The sequence below is a fragment of the Mucilaginibacter sp. PPCGB 2223 genome, assembly GCF_001705515.1.
Lineage (GTDB): Bacteria > Bacteroidota > Bacteroidia > Sphingobacteriales > Sphingobacteriaceae > Mucilaginibacter.
The window spans coordinates 537,189-556,720 of the sequence record NZ_MDJS01000004.1 but is presented as its reverse complement, the minus strand read 5'-3'; the positions used below and the strand labels follow the sequence as shown (position 1 = coordinate 556,720).

18 protein-coding genes are annotated in these 19,532 nt (G+C 46.9%); 9 read left to right on the top strand and 9 right to left on the bottom strand.

Annotation, left to right across the window (positions count from 1 at the left end; all coding sequences use genetic code 11):
- Window positions 1-63: 63 nt before the first annotated feature.
- From lpxA to BEL04_RS20805, 4 genes are all read right to left on the bottom strand, one after another.
- Window positions 64-846, bottom strand: coding sequence for an acyl-ACP--UDP-N-acetylglucosamine O-acyltransferase (lpxA, locus tag BEL04_RS20820; protein ID WP_066007113.1), 783 nt, complete (start codon window positions 844-846; stop codon window positions 64-66).
- The gene (locus BEL04_RS20815; RefSeq protein WP_066007111.1) at window positions 843-2,249 is read right to left on the bottom strand and encodes a bifunctional UDP-3-O-[3-hydroxymyristoyl] N-acetylglucosamine deacetylase/3-hydroxyacyl-ACP dehydratase; all 1,407 of its coding nucleotides are present in this window, start codon (window positions 2,247-2,249) and stop codon (window positions 843-845) included. The genes lpxA and BEL04_RS20815 overlap by 4 nt, the downstream gene beginning before the upstream one ends.
- Window positions 2,250-2,271: 22 nt before the next feature.
- Window positions 2,272-3,315, bottom strand: coding sequence for a UDP-3-O-(3-hydroxymyristoyl)glucosamine N-acyltransferase (gene lpxD, locus BEL04_RS20810; RefSeq protein ID WP_066007109.1), 1,044 nt, complete (start codon window positions 3,313-3,315; stop codon window positions 2,272-2,274).
- A 65-nt stretch (window positions 3,316-3,380) separates the two neighbouring features.
- Window positions 3,381-4,604 carry an HD domain-containing protein gene (locus tag BEL04_RS20805; RefSeq protein WP_066007107.1) on the bottom strand — a complete coding sequence of 408 codons (1,224 nt, stop codon included), beginning with the start codon at window positions 4,602-4,604 and terminating at the stop codon, window positions 3,381-3,383.
- Window positions 4,605-4,740: 136 nt separating this feature from the next.
- Between BEL04_RS20805 and BEL04_RS20800 the strand changes: the two genes are divergently transcribed.
- The 5 genes from BEL04_RS20800 to BEL04_RS20780 all read left to right on the top strand — a co-directional run bounded on the left by BEL04_RS20800 (window position 4,741) and on the right by BEL04_RS20780 (window position 10,492).
- Entirely contained in the window at window positions 4,741-6,294 is a 1,554-nt protein-coding gene (locus BEL04_RS20800; protein WP_066007105.1) for a bifunctional response regulator/alkaline phosphatase family protein, read from the top strand.
- Between the two features lie 36 nt (window positions 6,295-6,330).
- Window positions 6,331-6,738: a hypothetical protein gene (locus BEL04_RS20795; protein WP_066007103.1), complete on the top strand. Its 408-nt coding sequence runs from the start codon at window positions 6,331-6,333 to the stop codon at window positions 6,736-6,738.
- Between the two features lie 230 nt (window positions 6,739-6,968).
- A complete protein-coding gene (gene fdhD, locus BEL04_RS20790) occupies window positions 6,969-7,817 on the top strand; it encodes a formate dehydrogenase accessory sulfurtransferase FdhD (protein WP_066007102.1) in 849 nt (282 codons plus the stop codon).
- A gap of 4 nt (window positions 7,818-7,821) precedes the next feature.
- On the top strand, window positions 7,822-8,184 hold the full coding sequence (locus tag BEL04_RS20785) for a hypothetical protein (protein ID WP_066007101.1): 363 nt from the start codon (window positions 7,822-7,824) through the stop codon (window positions 8,182-8,184).
- Window positions 8,174-10,492: an FdhF/YdeP family oxidoreductase gene (locus BEL04_RS20780; protein WP_066007100.1), complete on the top strand. Its 2,319-nt coding sequence runs from the start codon at window positions 8,174-8,176 to the stop codon at window positions 10,490-10,492. The genes BEL04_RS20785 and BEL04_RS20780 overlap by 11 nt, the downstream gene beginning before the upstream one ends.
- On the opposite strand, the gene BEL04_RS20775 is transcribed toward BEL04_RS20780, so the two are convergent.
- The 5 genes from BEL04_RS20775 to BEL04_RS20755 are packed head-to-tail and all read right to left on the bottom strand — an operon-like array spanning window position 10,470 to window position 14,174.
- Window positions 10,470-10,931 carry a luciferase family protein gene (locus BEL04_RS20775; protein ID WP_254659607.1) on the bottom strand — a complete coding sequence of 154 codons (462 nt, stop codon included), beginning with the start codon at window positions 10,929-10,931 and terminating at the stop codon, window positions 10,470-10,472. The two genes, BEL04_RS20780 and BEL04_RS20775, sit on opposite strands and share 23 nt — an antisense overlap.
- Window positions 10,918-11,835 (bottom strand): hypothetical protein, encoded by a 918-nt coding sequence (locus tag BEL04_RS20770; protein ID WP_066007098.1) that lies wholly within the window; start codon window positions 11,833-11,835, stop codon window positions 10,918-10,920. The genes BEL04_RS20775 and BEL04_RS20770 overlap by 14 nt, the downstream gene beginning before the upstream one ends.
- 27 nt (window positions 11,836-11,862) lie before the next feature.
- Complete coding sequence (locus BEL04_RS20765) at window positions 11,863-12,789, bottom strand: TIGR01777 family oxidoreductase (RefSeq protein ID WP_066007096.1); 927 nt, start codon at window positions 12,787-12,789, stop codon at window positions 11,863-11,865.
- 3 nt (window positions 12,790-12,792) lie between these two features.
- The gene (locus BEL04_RS20760) at window positions 12,793-13,617 is read right to left on the bottom strand and encodes a DUF393 domain-containing protein (RefSeq protein WP_066007094.1); all 825 of its coding nucleotides are present in this window, start codon (window positions 13,615-13,617) and stop codon (window positions 12,793-12,795) included.
- A 50-nt stretch (window positions 13,618-13,667) separates the two neighbouring features.
- The gene (locus BEL04_RS20755) at window positions 13,668-14,174 is read right to left on the bottom strand and encodes a GbsR/MarR family transcriptional regulator (protein ID WP_066007332.1); all 507 of its coding nucleotides are present in this window, start codon (window positions 14,172-14,174) and stop codon (window positions 13,668-13,670) included.
- A gap of 275 nt (window positions 14,175-14,449) precedes the next feature.
- Between BEL04_RS20755 and tsaE the strand changes: the two genes are divergently transcribed.
- The 4 genes from tsaE (at window position 14,450) to BEL04_RS20735 (ending at window position 19,460) form a co-directional block, all read left to right on the top strand.
- Window positions 14,450-14,857, top strand: coding sequence for a tRNA (adenosine(37)-N6)-threonylcarbamoyltransferase complex ATPase subunit type 1 TsaE (gene tsaE, locus BEL04_RS20750; RefSeq protein WP_083228017.1), 408 nt, complete (start codon window positions 14,450-14,452; stop codon window positions 14,855-14,857).
- Between the two features lie 47 nt (window positions 14,858-14,904).
- Window positions 14,905-16,134 carry an alanine dehydrogenase gene (locus BEL04_RS20745; protein WP_066007090.1) on the top strand — a complete coding sequence of 410 codons (1,230 nt, stop codon included), beginning with the start codon at window positions 14,905-14,907 and terminating at the stop codon, window positions 16,132-16,134.
- 5 nt (window positions 16,135-16,139) lie between these two features.
- Complete coding sequence (locus tag BEL04_RS20740) at window positions 16,140-16,814, top strand: M15 family metallopeptidase (RefSeq protein ID WP_066007084.1); 675 nt, start codon at window positions 16,140-16,142, stop codon at window positions 16,812-16,814.
- 147 nt (window positions 16,815-16,961) lie between these two features.
- Entirely contained in the window at window positions 16,962-19,460 is a 2,499-nt protein-coding gene (locus tag BEL04_RS20735; RefSeq protein WP_066007081.1) for a M14 family metallopeptidase, read from the top strand.
- The last annotated feature ends 72 nt before the right edge of the window (window positions 19,461-19,532 follow it).

Genomic DNA, 19,532 nt, shown 5'->3' with positions numbered 1-19,532 from the left:
ATTTTGTTTATTTATCTAACCATCAGCCCGACTCCAGACTAAAGACTCCGGACTCCAGACTAACTACTGGTTTCCGAAACCCTTCATAATACCGCGGTTGGAGTTACGGATAAAATCCAGTATCTCGTCGCGTATCTCGGTAGGCTGGCGTTCGGCTTCAATAATATCCAGGGCGTTGCTGAAATTGTGCTTTTTAACAAAAATAGTACGGTAAATATCCTGTATCTCGTTGATCTGCTCTGACGAGAAGCCCCGGCGGCGTAAACCTACCGAGTTAATACCTACGTACGACAGCGGCTCGCGCGCGGCCTTTACATACGGCGGTACATCCTTGCGCACCAGCGAGCCGCCGGTTACAAACGCATGCGAACCAACCTGTACAAACTGGTGTATGGCTACCATACCTGCCAGCACCACATAATCGCCAATGGTAACGTGGCCGGCCAAAGTGGTGTTATTGCTGAAGATGCAGTTGTTGCCCACCACGCAATCGTGCGCTACGTGGCAGTAAGCCATAATCAGGCAATTGTTACCAATTACGGTTTTCCAGCGATCCTTTGTGCCGCGGTTAATGGTTACGCACTCGCGGATGGTGGTATTATCGCCTATCTCGACGGTGGTGTCTTCGCCGGCAAATTTAAGGTCCTGCGGGATGCCCGAGATAACTGCACCCGGAAATATACGGCAGTTTTTACCGATACGGGCGCCATTCATAATGCAAACGTTGGGGCCTATCCAGGTACCCTGGCCAATCACCACATCCTTATCAATGGTTACAAATGGTTCGATAACCACGTTGTCGGCAATTTTTGCCTGTGGGTGTATGTATGCTAACGGTTGGATCATTCTTCTAAACCTTTCACTTTTACAATCTGTGCCATTAATTCGGCCTCAACAACTATGCGTTCGCCAACCATACCTACACCACGCATGCGCGCTATGCCACGGCGGATAGGTTCGAGCAGGGTACAATAAAATATCAGCGTGTCGCCCGGCACCACTTTGTTTTTAAAGCGGGCGTTTTCTATCTTCAAAAACAGGGTCAGGTAATTTTCCGGATCGGGCACAGTGTTCAGCACCAAAATACCACCGGTTTGCACCATTGCCTCAATCTGCAGCACACCGGGGAATATCGGCGAGCCGGGAAAGTGGCCCATAAACAAATCCTCGTTCATGGTTACATTCTTTAAGCCCACTACGTGCGTTTTGGATAGTTCCAATATCTTGTCAACCATCAAAAACGGCCAGCGGTGCGGCAGCATGTTCATAATCTGCACGGTATCGTACACCGGTTTGGCATTCGGATCGTACACCTTGAAATGCTTGCGGCTGCGTTCCTTTTTAATAATGGCCTTGATTTTTTTCGCAAAAGCAACGTTGGCCGCGTGGCCCGGCCGTGCAGCCATAATATGGCCCTTGATAGGTACGCCAACCAGGGCAAGGTCGCCTATCATATCTAATAATTTATGACGGGCGGGCTCGTTCTGGTGCCTTAGTTCGATGTTATTTAAAATCCCCTGCGGGGCAACGTCGATATCTTTACGGTTAAACAGCTTGGCCAGGTGGTCAAGCTCGTCCTTACTCACATGCTTGTCGACCACTACGATGGCATTGTTCAAATCACCGCCTTTGATCAGGTCGTGCTTCAGCAGCATTTCCAGTTCGTGCAAAAAGCAAAAGGTGCGGCTCGAGGCAATCTCTTTTTTGAACTCGGATATGGTAGAGATACTTGCATGCTGGCTGCCCAGTACCGGCGAGTTATAATCGACCATACAGGTAAAGCGGTAATCATCCAATGGCATGGCTACCATCTCAACTTTACGATCGGGCTCAGAGTAGTGGATATTATCGGTAATATGATAGTATTCCCGGTCGGCGTCCTGTTCCATAAAGCCGGCTTCGAGTATGGCGTCGACGAATAAGATAGAACTGCCATCCATGATCGGCGTTTCCGGGCCGTCCAGATCGATCAATACGTTATCAATCTCTAAACCTACCAAAGCTGCCAAAACGTGTTCGATGGTACTTACGCTCGCTCCGTTTTGCGAGATGGTTGTACCGCGCGAAGTATCGGTTACATTGTCAACATCGGCTTCAATAATGGGTTGTCCCGGTAAATCTATCCGCCTGAATTTGTAACCGTGGTTTTCAGGTGCGGGCTTAAAGGTCATAGTCACCTTTTCGCCTGTATGTAATCCTGTGCCCGAAACGGTAACTTCAGACATCATTGTTCTTTGTTTTGCGTTCATATATGCGCTTACAAGTATTTAATCATTGGGCTTCCTTGCGCAGTTCGGCAATAACACGCTCCAATTCGTTCAACTTCTTTTCTAACTCGGGTAAACGGGCCAATACCACCTGGCTGCGCATGTGGTCCTGGTAATAGGTAGCCGGCGCGCCTGCCCATTTACGGTTTTCTTCATCGATATTACGGCTGATGCCCGATTTGGCCTGTACCTGTGTGCCTTTAGCCAGGCTGATGTGCCCCACTATGCCTACCTGCCCGCCGATAACCGAGTTTTCGCCCACTTTTGAGCTGCCTGATATGCCGGTTTGTGCGGCAACCACGGTGTTTTTTCCAATTTCAACGTTATGGGCTATCTGGATCAGGTTATCCAGTTTTACGCCCTGGCGAATGATGGTAGAGCCTAAGGTAGCCCTGTCGACGGTGGTATTTGCTCCAATCTCCACGTCATCTTCCAAAATCACATTGCCTATCTGGCTCACTTTGTTGTAAGTGCCATCGGGGTTGGGGGCAAAGCCAAAGCCATCGCCGCCGATAATGGCGCCCGAGTGCAGTATTACATTATTGCCGATAACGCAATCAAAGTATATTTTTACCCCGGCGTAAAACGTGGCATTGTTGCCAACGGTAACATTATCAGCGATATAGGTGTTTGGGAATATCTTGCAGTGATCCCCTATCACCACATTCGGGCCTATATATGCGAAAGCACCTACGTAAGCGTTTTTGCCGATTTTAGCCGTCGGGTGGATAAAGCTCGGCTGCTCGATACCTGTTTTATTTAATTTAATGGTATTGTATTTTTCGAGCAATACGGTAAAAGCGCTGTAGGCATTATCGACACGCACGAGGGTCGATCTTACCGGATCGGTCAATGCAAGATCTTTATTTACAATAACAACCGAAGCGTTTGTAGTATATAAGTATTGCTCGTATTTAGGATTTGCCAGGAACGACAGCGAACCTTTTTCGGCCTCTTCTATTTTTGCAAGCTGATTTACCAGCACGGTCGGGTCACCGTCTACGGTGCCGTCGAGCAGCAAACTGATTTCTTGTGCGGTAAATTGCATCGGACAAATTTAAACGTTAAAATTAAAGCAGCAAATTATAATAAATCCGGGCTTATTACAATTTATCATAGGCCCTTTATATAACATAAAATATATTTTTTTACAGTTTTGGCCAGCACTTCCAAATTGGAGTTATCGCTTGCCGTAGTAATATCCTGCACCGAGCCGTTCTTCATCAATATCCTTATACTGCCATCGCCCACGCGATAAGCCTTATTGGTTATCGTATCGGTAAAAACAAAATACGATGCTTCATCTTCATTGATATCGTATTTTTCCATAGCCTGCTCAACCAATTCGGCCACCCGTTGGGCAGTAGGCGGTGTATTGGTTATCTCGACATGATATAAATTGCGCTTGCTTAGGCTTTGGCACAAGGCCGATAGTATGAAATCATCGTGTTTTGTCCACACCTTAATGGCCGACATGATATCGGTATCATCCAGGCTGGCAAAGATATCCAAATGATCGTTACCATTAATAAACGATCTGATATCGATATTATTGGTTAAAAAATGAGCCAGCGCCGGGGTTGCAAATAATTCTTCGCCCGCCAGCGAGAGTTCGCGGCTGCGCTCCAGTATCTTACCCAGCAACAGTTCGGCGGCTATTACGGTTTTATGCAGGTAAACCTGCCAGTACATCAGCCTGCGGGCCACCAAAAATTTTTCGATCGAATAAATGCCTTTTTCTTCTACCACGATGTAGTCATCGGCTACATCCAGCATTTTGATAATACGGTCGAAACTGATCACGCCCTCGCTCACGCCGGTAAAAAAGCTGTCGCGCATCAGGTAATCCATGCGGTCCATATCCAGTTGGCTCGAAACCAGCTGGTGCAGGAATTTTTTTGGATACGTATCGTTAAAAATATCTATCGCCATACTTAGCCTGCCGTCAAACTCATCGTTCAGCTTATCCATCAGCAGCTCCGAAATATCCTCGTGCGATATACTTTCCACAATGGTTTGTTCCAGCGCATGCGAAAATGGCCCGTGGCCTATGTCGTGCAATAAAATGGCGATGGTTACGGCTTCCTGCTCTTCGTCGCTGATAAAATGGCCTTTGCTGCACAGGGTTTCGAGGGCCATGGTCATCAGGTGCATGGCGCCTAAAGCATGATGAAAACGGGTGTGTAATGCGCCTGGGTAAACAAGGTGCGTCATACCCAGTTGCTTAATATAACGCAGGCGCTGAAAATATGGATGTTGTATCAAATCAAATATCAGCCCCGAGGGGATGCTGATAAACCCATAGACCGGGTCGTTAATGATCTTCTTTTTATTCAATGTTTAATTTGAGCTACAAAAATGTTAAATTACCGTAAACTATCGATATTTTATTTTAGTTAATTTATGTTAATACGGATAATTGTCGGTAACAAAAGCTAAGTTTATCGGTTAATACCTCATAACAAAATTCACGATGCAAGATACCACTATATTATGGGCGGATGATGAAATTGATCTGCTCAAGCCACATATTCTTTTTTTAACCGATAAAGGTTATAAGGTACAAACTGTAACAAACGGCGCCGATGCCGTCGAATTATTTAAAAATAACTATTTCGACCTGGTTTTCCTGGATGAGAACATGCCCGGCCTAACCGGCCTCGAAACCTTATCCGAGATAAAAAACATCAATGCCGATGTGCCTATCGTGCTCATCACCAAAAACGAAGAAGAGTATTTGATGGAGGATGCCATCGGCTCTAAAATAGACGATTACCTGATTAAGCCTGTAAATCCTAAACAGATACTGCTCACGATAAAAAAGCTGACGGAGAACAAACGCCTGGTAACCGAAAAAACCACCATGGCTTACCAGCAGGATTTCCGCACGCTGGGCATGACCCTGAACGATAACCTGAGCTACCAGGAATGGGTCGATGTGTATAAGAAATTGATCTACTGGGAGCTGGAGCTTGAAAAGCTGCAGGATAACGGCATGCACCAGATACTCACCCTGCAAAAGGCTGAGGCTAACGTGCAGTTTTCTAAGTTTATCGAAAAAAACTACCTCGACTGGCTAAAAAACCCGGATAAGGCGCCTATTACCTCAACACAGCTATTTAAAAAGAAAGTTTTCCCGCAGTTGGACGGAGCCGGCCCGGTATTTTTTATCCTGATAGATAACCTGCGTTACGATCAGTACCGCATTATACATCCGCTTATTTCCGAGTATTTCCGCCTGGAGGAAGAAGATACTTATTACTCTATCCTGCCCACTGCTACCCAATATGCGCGTAACGCTATTTTCAGCGGGTTGATGCCGCTGGACATGGAAAAGCGTTTTCCGCAGCTGTGGCAGAACGACGAAGATGAGGGGGGCAAAAACCTGCACGAGGATGCCTTCCTGGCCGATCATATCAAACGGGTGCTGCGTAAGGAGTGCAAACACTCATACACCAAGATACTGAACATCGACGAAGGCCGCGCACTGAACGATACCGTAAGCAACCTGATGAAAAATGAGCTGAACGTGGTGGTTTACAACTTTGTGGACATGCTGAGCCATGCCCGTACCGATATGCAGATGATCCGCGAACTGGCCAGCGACGATGCCGCTTACCGCTCGTTAACCTTATCATGGTTTGAGCACTCGCCTTTATACGATCTGCTCAAATTCCTGTCGCAAAAACAGGTAAAGATTGTCATCACTACCGATCACGGAACCATCCGCGTAAAAAACCCGAGCAAGATCATCGGCGACCGTAACACCAACACCAACCTGCGTTATAAACAAGGCAAAAATCTCAATTATAACGCCAAGGAGGTATTTTACATCCGCAACCCGCACGATGCCATGCTGCCCAGGCTGCATCTGAGCTCCAGCTTTGTATTCGCCAAGGACGATTATTACTTCGTGTATCCTAACAACTACAACCATTTTGTTAATTTTTATAACGAAACGTTCCAGCACGGGGGCATCTCGTTAGAGGAGATGATCATCCCGATATCGACTTACACCAGTAAGTGAAAAGGAAGAGCCATCCCTCGATAGCACTATTGAAAAATGAGAAAGAAGGAAGTATCAATTTTAGTAATAACGCTGTTGATCGAGCTAATTATCGGATTGGTATACCTAACTAACTACAGAGATTACCTGGACGACAAATATGTACCCGATGGTTTAAGAGAAGCACTAAAGATAGCGCTCTTTGATTTTTTATTGTTTATACCGGCTTCTGTCAGTATCGCTATAAAAACCAAAACAGCAACTTTTGTTCTTATAGCGGTCATAGTTATGCAAAGTTCGGGCATGTTCCTGCCTGTACCATGGGTGTCATTCCCTTCAAAACAATTGATGTTATCTATCGGTTGCATTTTGTTTATTCTTGCAGGTTTGATAACCATCAGGTCTTCGCCTAAATGGCAAAGTGTGGTTAATCCACATGAACCAAAGGCGGAAGATCGCTTTTAAACATCAAAAGTAATTAAGGGGGCTCCGCGGGAGCCATCTTTCCTGTTGTAATTGAATTTCTATAAACACGCAGCTCCGCCGGAGCTGACCTAACAACATCTAAAACTCCGGAGGAGTACCCTGTTTATAGAAAAAGCCGCTTATGGTTTTGGCTCCGGAGGAGCCTCCTCTCTAAAAGCGATTTACCCGAAAGCTTAAACAAACACGGGCTACAAATTGTATATTTGAATATGCCTGTAACCGCCATAAACCAATTACCTGTTATTAAAGTAAACGCCAGCGGCAGCACCGAAGCGCTGGATAAGCTTGCTGCTGAAGAGCCTTTGGAGATTCGCCTGGAGTTTGGCGATGAACAGCATCGCCAAACCCGCAATGTATCGGTAACGATGCGTACGCCGGGCAACGATGCCGAACTGGCGCTTGGTTTTTTATTTACCGAGGGAATAATCTGCGATGCTGATGAAGTTGAAAACATTGCGCATTGTTTTGCTGCCTGCGACGAAGACCGGCAGAACGTGATACAAGTTGCGCTTAAACCAGGCGTACAACCCAATCTGCAAAACACCGGGCGGAATTTTTATACCACTTCAAGCTGCGGCGTTTGCGGTAAATCGTCTATCCATGCCATCCGTACGGTCAGTGCCTTTGGTTCGGCTTTGCCCGATCATAACTCTGCCACGGCCGAAATTCTGAATGGTCTGCCGGCTATTTTAAGCCGGCACCAGGATATTTTTGACGATACGGGCGGCTTGCATGCATCGGCATTATTTACCAACCAGGGCGAACTGCGGCTGCTGCGCGAAGATGTGGGCCGGCATAACGCGCTCGATAAGCTGATTGGCGTAGCGCTCGATCAGGACCTGCTCCCGCTCAATCAACATATTTTGCTGTTAAGCGGCCGCACCAGTTTTGAGCTGGTGCAGAAGGCCGTAATGGTAGGCATCACCATCATAGCGGCTATCGGCGCGCCATCAACTTTGGCGGTGCAACTGGCCGATGAGTTTAACGTCACGCTCATCGGCTTCCTGCGCGACGGGCGGTTTAATATTTATACATCAGCACACCGCGTAAAAATTTAGGGTCATGAAAATACGTATCAGGGGGAATTCAGTTCGCTACCGTCTTACCCAATCCGAAGTTGAACAATTCAAGGATCAAGGCGTTATTACCGAGCGCACCGATTTCGGCAACAAAATGCTCACTTACATTTTGAGGGCGAGCGACGAGCCCGAATTAAAGGCTACTTACGATAACGATATCATCACCCTGCTGATGCCCCAGGCACAGGCCGAAGAGTGGACGGATACCGACCGCGTGGGCTTCGAAAATACCAACGGTAAGCTGCTGCTCTATGTCGAAAAGGACTTTAAATGCCTTGATAACGTAGCCGAAGACCAAAGCGATAACTATCCAAACCCTTTAGCCGCGCACAGCCATGAGCACTAAAGCCAAAGCGCCCGGCGCCGAAAACCCCGAAGAGCTAACCGGGATCAGGCTTACCGAACCCAAACATTGGGCCGCGGGCATGAGTGCCGTAGGCGCGGCGATGAAAGATGTGCTGGAAGAAGAAGGCAACCCTTTGCGGGGATTAAAGGCTTTATTGAAAATGAACCAGCCCGGCGGCTTTGACTGCTCAAGCTGCGCTTGGCCCGACCCGGATGATGACCGCTCGCCCTTCGCCGAATATTGCGAGAACGGAGCCAAGGCCCTGGCTTGGGAGGCGACCAATAAGAAGCTTGACGCAGAGTTCTTCGCGCAAAACTCTGTTGCCGATCTGGCGGCGCTGACGGATTTTGAGATGGGCAAAAAAGGCCGCATCGCACAACCTGTCTATCTGCCGCAAGGCGGTACGCATTACCAGCCGATTAGCTGGGAGGATGCTTATCAAAAAATAGCACAACACTTAAATGGATTGGCCTCGCCCGATGAGGCAGCTTTTTATACTTCGGGGCGGACGAGTAACGAAGCCTCGTTTGTTTACCAGTTGTTTGTGCGCGAATATGGCACCAACAACCTGCCCGATTGCTCCAATATGTGCCACGAATCTACCGGTACGGCTTTGTCAGAGTCGATAGGCATCGGCAAAGGGACAGTAACTTTGAACGATTTTTACGATACGGATGTAATCATCGTGATGGGGCAAAACCCGGGCACCAATCACCCGAGGATGCTGACCGCGCTTGAGAAAGCCAAAAAGAACGGCAGCAAGATCATCGCGATCAATCCTTTGCACGAGGCCGGCCTGATGGCTTTTAAAAACCCGCAAACCATCAAGGGCGCCCTTGGCTTTAGCACCCGACTGGCCGACCTGTACCTGCAGGTTAGGATCAACGGCGATATGGCGCTTATCAAAGCCATCGAACTGTTGTTGCATCAGGCCGAAAAAGAAAACCCGCAAAAGGTTTTTGACCATCAGTTCATCAACGAAAAAACAGCCGGCTATGATGAATTTATTGATAGCCTGCAAAAATATGATGTTAACGATCTGGCAGATGCTGCCGGTGTGCCGCTTGCGCAGATAAAGCAGGCCGCGGATATGCTGAAGGGCACAAGCAAGATCATTATCTGCTGGGCTATGGGTATTACCCAACATGTCAACGGGGTGGCTACCATTAAAGAGATAGCTAATCTGGCATTATTAAAAGGCGCCATCGGCAAACCCGGTGCAGGGCTGTGCCCGGTGCGCGGGCATAGCAATGTGCAGGGCAACCGTACCATGCTCATATTTGATAAACCTAAAAAAGAGCAGCTGGATAAACTGAAGGAAGTATACGGTTTTGAACCGCCGCGTAAGAACGGTTATGATGTGGTCGAATCCATCAAAGCTATGCACCAGGGTAAATTAAAAGTGTTTTTTGCGATGGGCGGTAATTTTTTATCGGCTACGCCGGATACTACTTACACTGCAGATGGTTTGCGCCGGTGCGACCTGACGGTGCAGATCTCAACCAAATTAAACCGCAGCCATTTTGTGCATGGTAAGGAGGCCATTATTTTGCCTACTTACGCCCGCAGCGATAAAGATATCATTAACGGAATTGAACAAATTGTAAGTTGCGAAAACTCGATGGGCGTGGTACAGCAGTCAAAAGGTGTGCTCGACCCGGTATCCGATCAGCTGAAAAGCGAAACCGTGATTGTTTGCGAACTGGCTAAAGCCGTGCTGGGCAAAAAGTCGGTTGTCGACTGGGATAAATATATTGCTCATTATGATCACATCCGCGACGACGTAGAAAAAGTTATACCGGGTTTTGAAGATTACAATAGGCGTGTGCGCGATAAGGCAGGTTTTTATTTGCCTAATGCGCCCCGGGGCGGTAAATTCCCAACGCCGGATTTTGGCGATAAAGCCAAATTCAATATCGCTGGTTTGCCTGTACATAATCTTGCCGAAGATGAATATTATATGATGACCATCCGCAGCCACGACCAGTTTAACACCACTATTTACGGTCTCGATGATCGTTACCGTGGCATCCACAATGAGCGCCGGGTGATATTTATGAATATCGCCGACATCGCGAAAGCGGGATTAAAAGCTGGTGATAAAGTAGACCTGTACAGTCATTTTAAAGGAAAAGAACGTGTGGCCAGGCTATTTGTGGTAGTACCGTATAACATCCCCGAAAGGAACACTGCCACCTATTACCCCGAAACAAATGTACTGGTGCCGGTAGACAGCGTTGCTGAAAAAAGCAATACCCCGACCAGCAAGCTGGTTTATATCAAAATCAGGAAGCATGAAGAAGCGTAGAGCTATTGATTCTATTCCGCCGATCATAAGTCATTTTTAATAAACGGAGAGCATATTCAGCATCTTTTTCATTTCGGATGTAGAAGCTGATCCAACCCGAGTTAACAAAAACATGGTGATGTGTTATGCGGTTTTCGACAAGCAGTTTGTTTTTTATAGAGCGGCTGAAACGCATATCTAACAACCCGTTACCGTGAATATGCCCAAGTTCGCGCCCGTTATAATTAAACTGAACGCCGCCATATTTGTGCAGGCCGGCACTTGCGCCCTGCCAGGTTAAAACTTCGGCTTCTATGGCTTCCATTGCATCGAGGATGGAAGCGTTTGTAAGTAATGTCCATAGTTTGAGCCAGGCATCAAATACCAGCGGCAGCAATGGCACATACTTTAAAAAGCCAAAGTTTTTGACGACGAAACTAAACAGGTTAATTTTTTTCACTCAATTCTTTAATATGCTGCATCACACGTAAGTGTACATTGCGCGTAATGCTTTGCGCCCAGATATCGTAATACCAAACCGGAAACACATAAAGTTTATACCAGCTATTTCCGATAAGGGTAGTGGTGCCGTTACCGTTATCTTTTAACAAAAACTGGCCGCGTTCTATATCGATATGGCCCATGATCTCCGGGTCGCGCGGCTGATCGATAATGTCGAAGGTAAGGTCCTTGTTCTCATCGTAAGTCACTATTTTTTCACCGAAAACATAGCCGTTGCTAAAGATACATTTGCGCCCCGCGCCGTTGTATTGCCCGGTTACGGTTGTTGCCATTGGACTTGGCATACCTATCCTGAAAAGCCAATACGTGTTTTTTTGTTTGATCGGTTCAAACGACACCACATTCTTCCATATCTTATCCGGGGTTGCGTTGATCACGATGCTGTCCGAAACTACATTTTTATAATCGTGCTTAGATAAGGAATCGGCAACAAATATTAAGGCCAGCAGAGCGAATACGCTTACGTTGAGATTTTGATTGTTGCGTTTAAAGATGGCTTTGCCGATGGCCGTGCCTACCAGCATAAAGCAGAATATCAATGGCGAGACGATTAGAAGGCAAATAACTCCTTCGTGCAAAAAAACAGAGCTCAGGAAAACAGCGATCAAACTATTGGCACCTACATTAGCTGTCCAGCTTCTTCCGCTCAGGTCCGTTTTGAGCCAATACCAGGCGCATACCAATCCCATCAGTATCGGGATAATGATAAATTCAGAAAAGACCAGTATTACGTCAGTATGATCATGTTCTAAAAAAAGCGCACTAAGGCCAATGATTGCAAACGCCAGCAAATTTGACATTAAGAACCCCATAAATTTAGGGTCAAAAGATTTATCACTCATTTGTGTAAGATTAAGGTCAATATAGAGTTATTTAGTAATACTCAGTAGGTCTTTAATCGCATACTCCGCTTCGGCGAAGAGGAATTGATAACCGGCATCCAACAGCCGCGTAGGTATCACCCAGCGGCTTTTAAGTATCAATTCCCGTTCACTGCCGACGACAGCCATGCCTATGTTTAACAACCATGCCGCGGTTGGCAAGCCGAAAGGTATTCCCCAGGCTTTGCGCAAAGTGGCCATAAAAGCGGCATTTTGTATAGGTGCGGGAGCGGTGCAATTGACTGCGCCGTCTAACTCTGTATGTTGCAATAGAAACTCAGTGCAGCGGGCGGCATCCTGCTCGTGTACCCAGTTGAGGTATTGCTTGCCATCGCCTTGTTTGCCGCCCAAACCAAATTTTACCAGGTTGAACAGGCGTGGGAAAGCGCTGTCGGCCATGCCGAGTACGATGCCCATGCGTAAAGCTATTTTGCGGGTTTTAGGTGTGATAGATTCATAAAAGGCGGCTTCCCATTGCTGGCATACATCGATAGAAAAACCGTAACCAATGTCGCCGGTTGCTTCATCTTGCGGGCGGTCTTCGGCATGGCGGTATATCGTAGCTGAAGAAAGATTGATCCAAAGCTTTGGCGGTTCTTTTAGTTTTTCGACTACTTTGCCTAATAGCTTTGTAGGTGCTACGCGTGAGTTAACGATCTCCTCGCGGTTGGTGTTGGTGTAACGGCAGTTTACGTTTTTACCGCAAAGGTTGATGAGCATTTCGGCACCTTCCAGTTGGCTTACCCAGTCTCCTTCGGTTTTGCCATCCCATACCAACGTTTTGATGTTGCCATCGGTTGCTTTAGGCTTGCGGCTTAAAATAATGATCTCATCGGCAAGGTTGCGATAGTAACCGGCCAGTACGCCGCCGAGGTAACCGTTACCGCCGGCGAGAATGATCTTTTTGTATTTCATGACTTAGTTGGCTAAAAATATCAGTAATAAAACCAGCAGGCGGTAGCTTGCCCAACTGATGGTTAATGCCCGGCCCAGGTTTAATAACCCCGTACGGCGGATATGTTCTACAAACATTAACCCGGCTACGGTTAAAAAGTACAGTACATAAAACAAAGGTTGTAAATGGGCAAAATGAGCTAATACCAGACCAGGCAGGAATAACAATGCGCCGGCGAAAGAGATGGTCATCATGTTGCCGAGGTATGTCCAAAGCTTATCCTTTGCAAAGAAGCTGATGACTACGCTTTGGAAGATGATCTGGCCACCGCAAACCAAGTATTCGCGGTAAGCGGTGCCTATCGGCAACAATCCGTACATTAAGTGTACATAACGGGTTAGCACAAAAGCAGTAACTATCCAGGTGAATAGCAGGTAAGCAATACGGTAATGCAGTTTAAAAGTTGGCTGTAATTGAGTAGTGGTATCTGCATGGGATGCAGGGATAATGACCCGGCGGTTATAAGATATAAAGGCGTAAACCTTGCTCATCAACCATACAAACGGCCCAAACGCGAACAGGGGTTTAAGTACCGGTATAGCATTGCCGATGATTTTAAACAGGCTTTGGATACCGTATGTTACTTCGCCGGTGGTTTGGTTAACGAGGGCTATCTCGTTCACGGCGCGCTGCCTGTCGACCATAGGGCAGGCGGCTACTGGTACACGCTGATAAGCCTTACGGCCTTTGCGTTCGAGCGTGCCGGTATTCACCATGGCTTTGGTATACAGGCTGCACATAGGGCATTCGGCATCGTATAGGATCAGATAGTTTTTTAAAGTATTCATTTTATTTGAATTTTCAGTAATAATTGAAATATATAGTCATAAAAAAAGACCTATTTAAAGATCTTGATAACCGATCCCCAGAACCAATTCTCTTCGGCTTTGAGCATGGTCTCTAAAGTTTTATCAACGTTTTTTGCCAGTTTGTTAATATCGGTTACCGATTTATTAAAGGTGGCATACTCCGGATCCTTTGTATCGCCCTTTACCTTCGTGAGTTCGTCGAGTATTTTGATGATCGGGTCGAGCTCGCGTTTGCGGCGCTCTTTGGCGACTTGCCGGGCAATGTTCCAGGTATCTTTATCGGCAAAAAAGTACTCTTTACGTTCGCCGGGTTTTAATTGCTTCTCAACCAGTCCCCAGCCAATTAAGTCGCGCAGGGTCATATTGGCGTTGCCACGCGATATGCTCAGTTGCTCCATGATCTCTTCGGTGGTGAGCGCCTCGGGTGTGATGAGCAATAAGGCATGTACCTGAGCCATGGTACGGTTAATACCCCATTCTGAACCTAACTTGCCCCACGATTCGATAAACTTTTGCTTTGCTTCTGCCAATTCCATATACAAATGTACAAACATTATTTAACTTTCAAAATTTATTGAAAGTTTATTTTTAATGATTTATTATATTTGATGTCGATATAACTTAACTTGAGTCCGGGATAAAAAACCATATGTCATTTCGACGAATGCGGGTAGGGTAAGTGCAGGGCGTGAGGAGAAATCTTCTGCTAAATGTATGACGTTTTGCTGATTGCAGAAGATTTTTCAGTCGCACAGTCACTCAGTCCCTCCCATTGCTCCTTCGAAATGACAATTTTTTATAAGTGAATATTATGACTTCTACCCTCGATACTATCGATAATACCGCCCGCTCCATCATCGAAGCTGCCGGTAAACAAAAGATCTTCCTTTTTCACGGGCAGATGGGCGCAGGTAAAACCACGCTGATCAAAGCGCTGTGCTCGGCTTTGGGTACTGATGAAAATATCAGCAGCCCTACGTTCTCTATCGTAAACGAATACCTTATCCCGAAAGGTAAAATATATCATTTTGATTTTTACCGACTCAAAACCCAAACAGAAGCCCTGGATATGGGCTATGAAGAATACTTTTATTCGGGCGAATATTGCTTTATCGAATGGCCCGAAAAAATAGCAGATCTTCTGCCAAACCATTATTTAGATATCAATATTGAAATATTAGCGGATAATAAAAGAGAAATTCATATCAGCAGTATTTAATATGAGCATCTTTTTGTGTACCTTCATCAACCGGAAATAGAAATACTATGAGTTCAGGGATTTTAAGCGGGTTTTCCGACGTCGCGAAGCAAGCCATGATGCAGCCGCAGGAGTCGATGCTGGAGGTTAAAAATAAAAAGAACAAACTTTACATAGGTATTCCGCGCGAAACATCCTTCCAGGAAAACCGCATCGCGCTCACGCCGCTTTCGGTAGCGCTGCTCATCAACAACGGCCACGAGGTTGTTTTAGAGACCAATGCCGGCAAAGCCGCCAATTTTTACGATAACCATTACAGCGAGCAGGGCGCAAGGATAGTTTATGACAGTAAATCGGTTTACGAACAGGCCGACATTATTATCAAGATAGCGCCGCCGACGCTGGAGGAGATAGCGCTGATGAAACCCCATCAAACGCTGATATCGGCCCTGCAGCACTCCACCTTAAAACCCGAATACATTAACGCACTTATCCAGAAAAAGGTAACCGCGCTGTGTTTTGAAGATATTTTAGACGAAGGCGGTTCGCTGAGCGTGGTACGTGCCATGAGCGAGATCGTGGGTGCGACATCGATACTGATAGCCGGCGAATACCTGAGTAACGTGTTCGATGGCAAGGGCTTGATGCTGGGCGGGATAACCGGCGTGCCGCCTACCGAGATCGTGATTTTAGGCGCAGGTACCGTTGGCGAATATGCCGCACGTACCGCTATATCCTTAGGTGCGCAGGTGAAGGTGTTCGATCCGTCGATCTATAAGCTGCGCCGTTTGCAAAACAACATCGGCAGCCGGGTATTTACCTCGGTAGTGCAGCCTATAGTTTTGGAGAAAGCCATTACCACCTGCGATGTAGCCATTGGCGCTATGCGTGCCGAATCGGGCCGCAGCCCGTGCATCGTATCCGAAGCTACTGTGAGCCGGATGAAACCCAACTCGGTCATTATCGATGTGAGTATCGACCAGGGCGGCTGTTTTGAAACTTCCGAAATAACCAACCATACGCATCCTGTTTTCCGCAAGCACGATGTGATCCATTACTGCGTACCCAATATCGCCTCGCGCGTAGCGCGTACCGCAACCTATGCGCTGACCAATATCTTTACGCCTATTTTGCTGGATATCGGCGAGCATGGCGGGCTAAAGAACGTGATCTGGCAAAAATCGGGTGTGCGTAACTCGGTGTACATTTACCAGGGGCACCTAACCAACAAACATATTGGCGACAGGTTTAAGATCCCTTGTAAAGATCTCGACCTGCTCATCGTATCGCATCGTTAAACGGTATGAAGGCCAAATTTCTGTTCGCCATCTTATTACTTTTAGCTTTTGGCGCCTGGGCGCAGGATTACCGCGACTCGCTGCATGTCATCAGCGCAAGCGATTATAAAAAGCAGATTAAGCTTGCGCCCGAAAAACAGCTGATTGAGATCAGTAAACAGGTGCCTGCCATACAGCTCGACATCCGCTACGCTACCACCAATAACTTTATGCACCAGCGCATGTATAACCAGGCACGTGCTTTTGCCCGTTTTCCGGTTGTTAAAGCTTTAAAGGCTGTCGAGGCCGAACTGGCTTTGCTGGGTTTGGGTTTAAAGATCTATGATGCTTATCGACCTTATTCGGTAACCGTCCAGTTTTACAAAAAAGCCAGCGATAAAAACTTCGTGGCCAATCCTAAAAAAGGCTCAAAACATAACCGGGGCTGTGCTGTCGACCTAAGTCTGATCGATCTTAAAACCGGTAAAGAACTGGATATGCCCACACCTTTTGACAGTTTTAGCCCTATGGCTGCAGCCGATTACCCTAACCTGCCTGCACAGGTATTAAAAAACCGGCTGACGCTTAAAACCGCGATGGAGCATCACGGCTTCAGGCAGCTGAGCAACGAATGGTGGCACTTTGATTTTATCGGCTGGCAAAATTTCGAACTGCTGGATGTGCCTTTCGGCGATTTGTGAAGTACAAAACCGAAGACCCTGGCTCCGGAGGAGCCTCCTTTCTAAAAGCGGTTTCCGGATACCACATCGGCTCAACACGTTTTTGCGTTACAGATGTAATCAACATTCCTGATAAATTATTAGCTTAGTCAATCTATATTGTTTTCTATGAGAAGATACCTGACCTTAGTCCTCACCTTTTGTTTCTGTATCAGCGCGCAGGCGCAAAAAATACAATCGCCGGCCGAGTTTTTGGGCTATAGGCTGGGCGAACAATTTACACCGCATTACCGGATAGCCGACTATTTTAAATACATCGCGCAAAGCTCAAAAAATGTAAAGCTGCAACAATATGGCAGCACTAACGAAGGCAGGCCGCTGCTGGCTATGTTCATCGCATCCGGCGAAAACATCAACCGTCTCGAAGACATCCGCAAAAATAACCTGCGCCTTGCCGGGATTGAAAGCGGTGCAGCCAGCGCACTTACCCCGGCTATTGTTTGGCTAAGCTATAACGTGCACGGTAACGAGCCAAGCAGCAGCGAAGCTGCCATGCAAACCCTGTTCGACCTGGTTGACCCTGCCAATACTCAAACCAAGGAGTATCTCAAAAACACTGTTGTAGTGATTGATCCCTGCCTTAACCCCGATGGCCGCGAACGTTATATTAACTTTTACAATTCGGTACGCGAGCTGGCGCCCGATGCCAATTCTGCTTCGCGCGAGCATATGGAGCCATGGCCGGGCGGCCGGGTTAACCATTATTATTTTGATTTGAACCGCGACTGGGCCTGGCAAACGCAAAAGGAATCGCAGGCAAGGGTGGGTTTTTACAACCAGTGGCTGCCGCAGGTGCACGTCGACTTTCACGAACAGGGTGTCAACGCACCTTATTATTTTGCGCCTGCCGCCGAGCCTTTCCACAAGGTGATCAGCAAATGGCAGCGCGAGTTTCAAACCACCATCGGTAAAAACAATGCCAAATACTTTGATAAAAATGGCTGGATGTATTTTACTAAAGAAGAGTTCGACTTGTTATACCCTTCATACGGCGATACCTACCCGCTATACAACGGTTCCATCGGCATGACTTATGAGCAGGCCGGTATCAGCGCCGGTTTGGCTGTGATAAAACACGATGGAGATACCTTAACCCTTGCCGACCGTATTTTGCACCATTACACTACCGGTATGAGTACTGTGGAAACGGCATCGGCAAACGCGCCGAAACTCATTGCCGAGTTTAAAAAATTTTTCGATATCAGCGTAAGCGAACCTCCCGGCGAGTACAAGGGATATGTGGTAAAAAACGATAACCCGGATAACATTAAAGCATTGGCCGGGGTGCTCGACCGTAATGGGATCAAATACGGTTTTGGCGGGCCCAAAGGTGTTTCGGGCTATAACTATTTCACTAATAAAACCGAAACCTTTAACGTTGACCCCAACGATATGGTGATCGATGCGCACCAGCCTAAGGCCGTGCTGCTAAACGTGCTTTTTGAGCCTAAAACTTTTGTAGCCGACTCAAACACCTACGATATCACCGCCTGGGCTATGCCTTATGCTTACGGCCTGAAAGCCTACGGCCTTAAGCAAAGTATTAAGCCCGAAACCGCAAAGATGACTTTCGCTAACGAGGTGAAACTTTTGCCACCCGCACCGTATGCTTATGTGTGCGAATGGAGATCGATGCAGGACGTGCAGTTTTTAGCGGCATTGTTAAAAGCCGGTATCAAAGTAAGATATTCGGAAAAACCATTTGAAGCGGTGGGCAGGCAGTTTGCCGCCGGATCGCTCATTATAGCCCGTGCAGGTAACAGGCAGCCTGATTTTGACGAACTGGTATTGCACCTTGCGTCGCAATTTAACCGCCCCTTAAGCAATTTATATTCGGGTTTTGTTGATAAGGGTAACGATCTGGGTTCGTCTTCTATCCGTTACATCAGCAAACCCAATATTATGCTCGTTGCAGGCGATGGCATTTCGTCGGCAGCGATGGGCGAAGTATGGCAGCTGTTTGAGCAGCAAATTGGCTACCCGGTTACCGTGGTACGCGTGCAGGACCTGGGCCGCATCAGGATGAGTGATTTTGATGTGGCGATCTTTCCGGACGGTAACTATAATTCGGTGCCGAATGATAAGCTGCTGAACTGGGTGAACGAGGGTGGAAAGCTTATCGCGATGGAAAACGGGGCATCGGGCTTAATCGATAAAAAAGGTTTCCTGCTCAAAAATAAAGAAGAGAAAAAAGACGATAAAGCCGATAAGAAATCTGCTGATGACCTGCCGAAAGCTTATGATAACCGCGACCGCGAATCGCTCAAAAACAGCATACCCGGTGCTATTTACAAAGTGAATATTGATAATACCCACCCGCTGGGTTTTGGTTTGCCCGATTTTTACTATACCCTTAAACTCAACGACGAACTGTTTGAGTTTTTAGGCGATGATGGCTGGAACGTGGGCACCATCAGCAAAGATGCCTATGTAACCGGTTTTGTAGGCCAGAAAACCAAAGCCAAACTAAGCAAAGGCATGGTATTGGGTGTGCAGAACGCCGGCCACGGCAGCATTATCTACATGGCCGACGACCCGCTCTTCCGTAGTTTCTGGCAAAATGGTAAACTGTTGTTCAGCAACGCGGTGTTTATGGTTGGGAAGTAAATCGCGGGCGAGTTAATCATTCAAAAAAAATTGTTTGGTTATTTTAGAATCTTTAGCTTTAGTTAATTAAAC

Bases quoted from the DNA above. Each gene is read 5' to 3' on its own strand.
- BEL04_RS20755 (WP_066007332.1), bottom strand. From the start codon at position 14,174: ATGGAATTGGCAGAAGCAAAGCAAAAGTTTATCGAATCGTGGGGCAAG.
- BEL04_RS20770 (WP_066007098.1), bottom strand. From the start codon at position 11,835: ATGAGTGATAAATCTTTTGACCCTAAATTTATGGGGTTCTTAATGTCA.
- BEL04_RS20815 (WP_066007111.1), bottom strand. From the start codon at position 2,249: ATGAACGCAAAACAAAGAACAATGATGTCTGAAGTTACCGTTTCGGGC.
- BEL04_RS20760 (WP_066007094.1), bottom strand. From the start codon at position 13,617: ATGAATACTTTAAAAAACTATCTGATCCTATACGATGCCGAATGCCCT.
- BEL04_RS20765 (WP_066007096.1), bottom strand. From the start codon at position 12,789: ATGAAATACAAAAAGATCATTCTCGCCGGCGGTAACGGTTACCTCGGC.
- BEL04_RS20735 (WP_066007081.1), top strand. From the start codon at position 16,962: ATGAGAAGATACCTGACCTTAGTCCTCACCTTTTGTTTCTGTATCAGC.
- tsaE (WP_083228017.1), top strand. From the start codon at position 14,450: ATGACTTCTACCCTCGATACTATCGATAATACCGCCCGCTCCATCATC.
- BEL04_RS20795 (WP_066007103.1), top strand. From the start codon at position 6,331: ATGAGAAAGAAGGAAGTATCAATTTTAGTAATAACGCTGTTGATCGAG.
- BEL04_RS20780 (WP_066007100.1), top strand. From the start codon at position 8,174: ATGAGCACTAAAGCCAAAGCGCCCGGCGCCGAAAACCCCGAAGAGCTA.
- BEL04_RS20785 (WP_066007101.1), top strand. From the start codon at position 7,822: ATGAAAATACGTATCAGGGGGAATTCAGTTCGCTACCGTCTTACCCAA.
- BEL04_RS20800 (WP_066007105.1), top strand. From the start codon at position 4,741: ATGCAAGATACCACTATATTATGGGCGGATGATGAAATTGATCTGCTC.
- lpxA (WP_066007113.1), bottom strand. From the start codon at position 846: ATGATCCAACCGTTAGCATACATACACCCACAGGCAAAAATTGCCGAC.
- fdhD (WP_066007102.1), top strand. From the start codon at position 6,969: ATGCCTGTAACCGCCATAAACCAATTACCTGTTATTAAAGTAAACGCC.
- BEL04_RS20745 (WP_066007090.1), top strand. From the start codon at position 14,905: ATGAGTTCAGGGATTTTAAGCGGGTTTTCCGACGTCGCGAAGCAAGCC.
- BEL04_RS20740 (WP_066007084.1), top strand. From the start codon at position 16,140: ATGAAGGCCAAATTTCTGTTCGCCATCTTATTACTTTTAGCTTTTGGC.
- lpxD (WP_066007109.1), bottom strand. From the start codon at position 3,315: ATGCAATTTACCGCACAAGAAATCAGTTTGCTGCTCGACGGCACCGTA.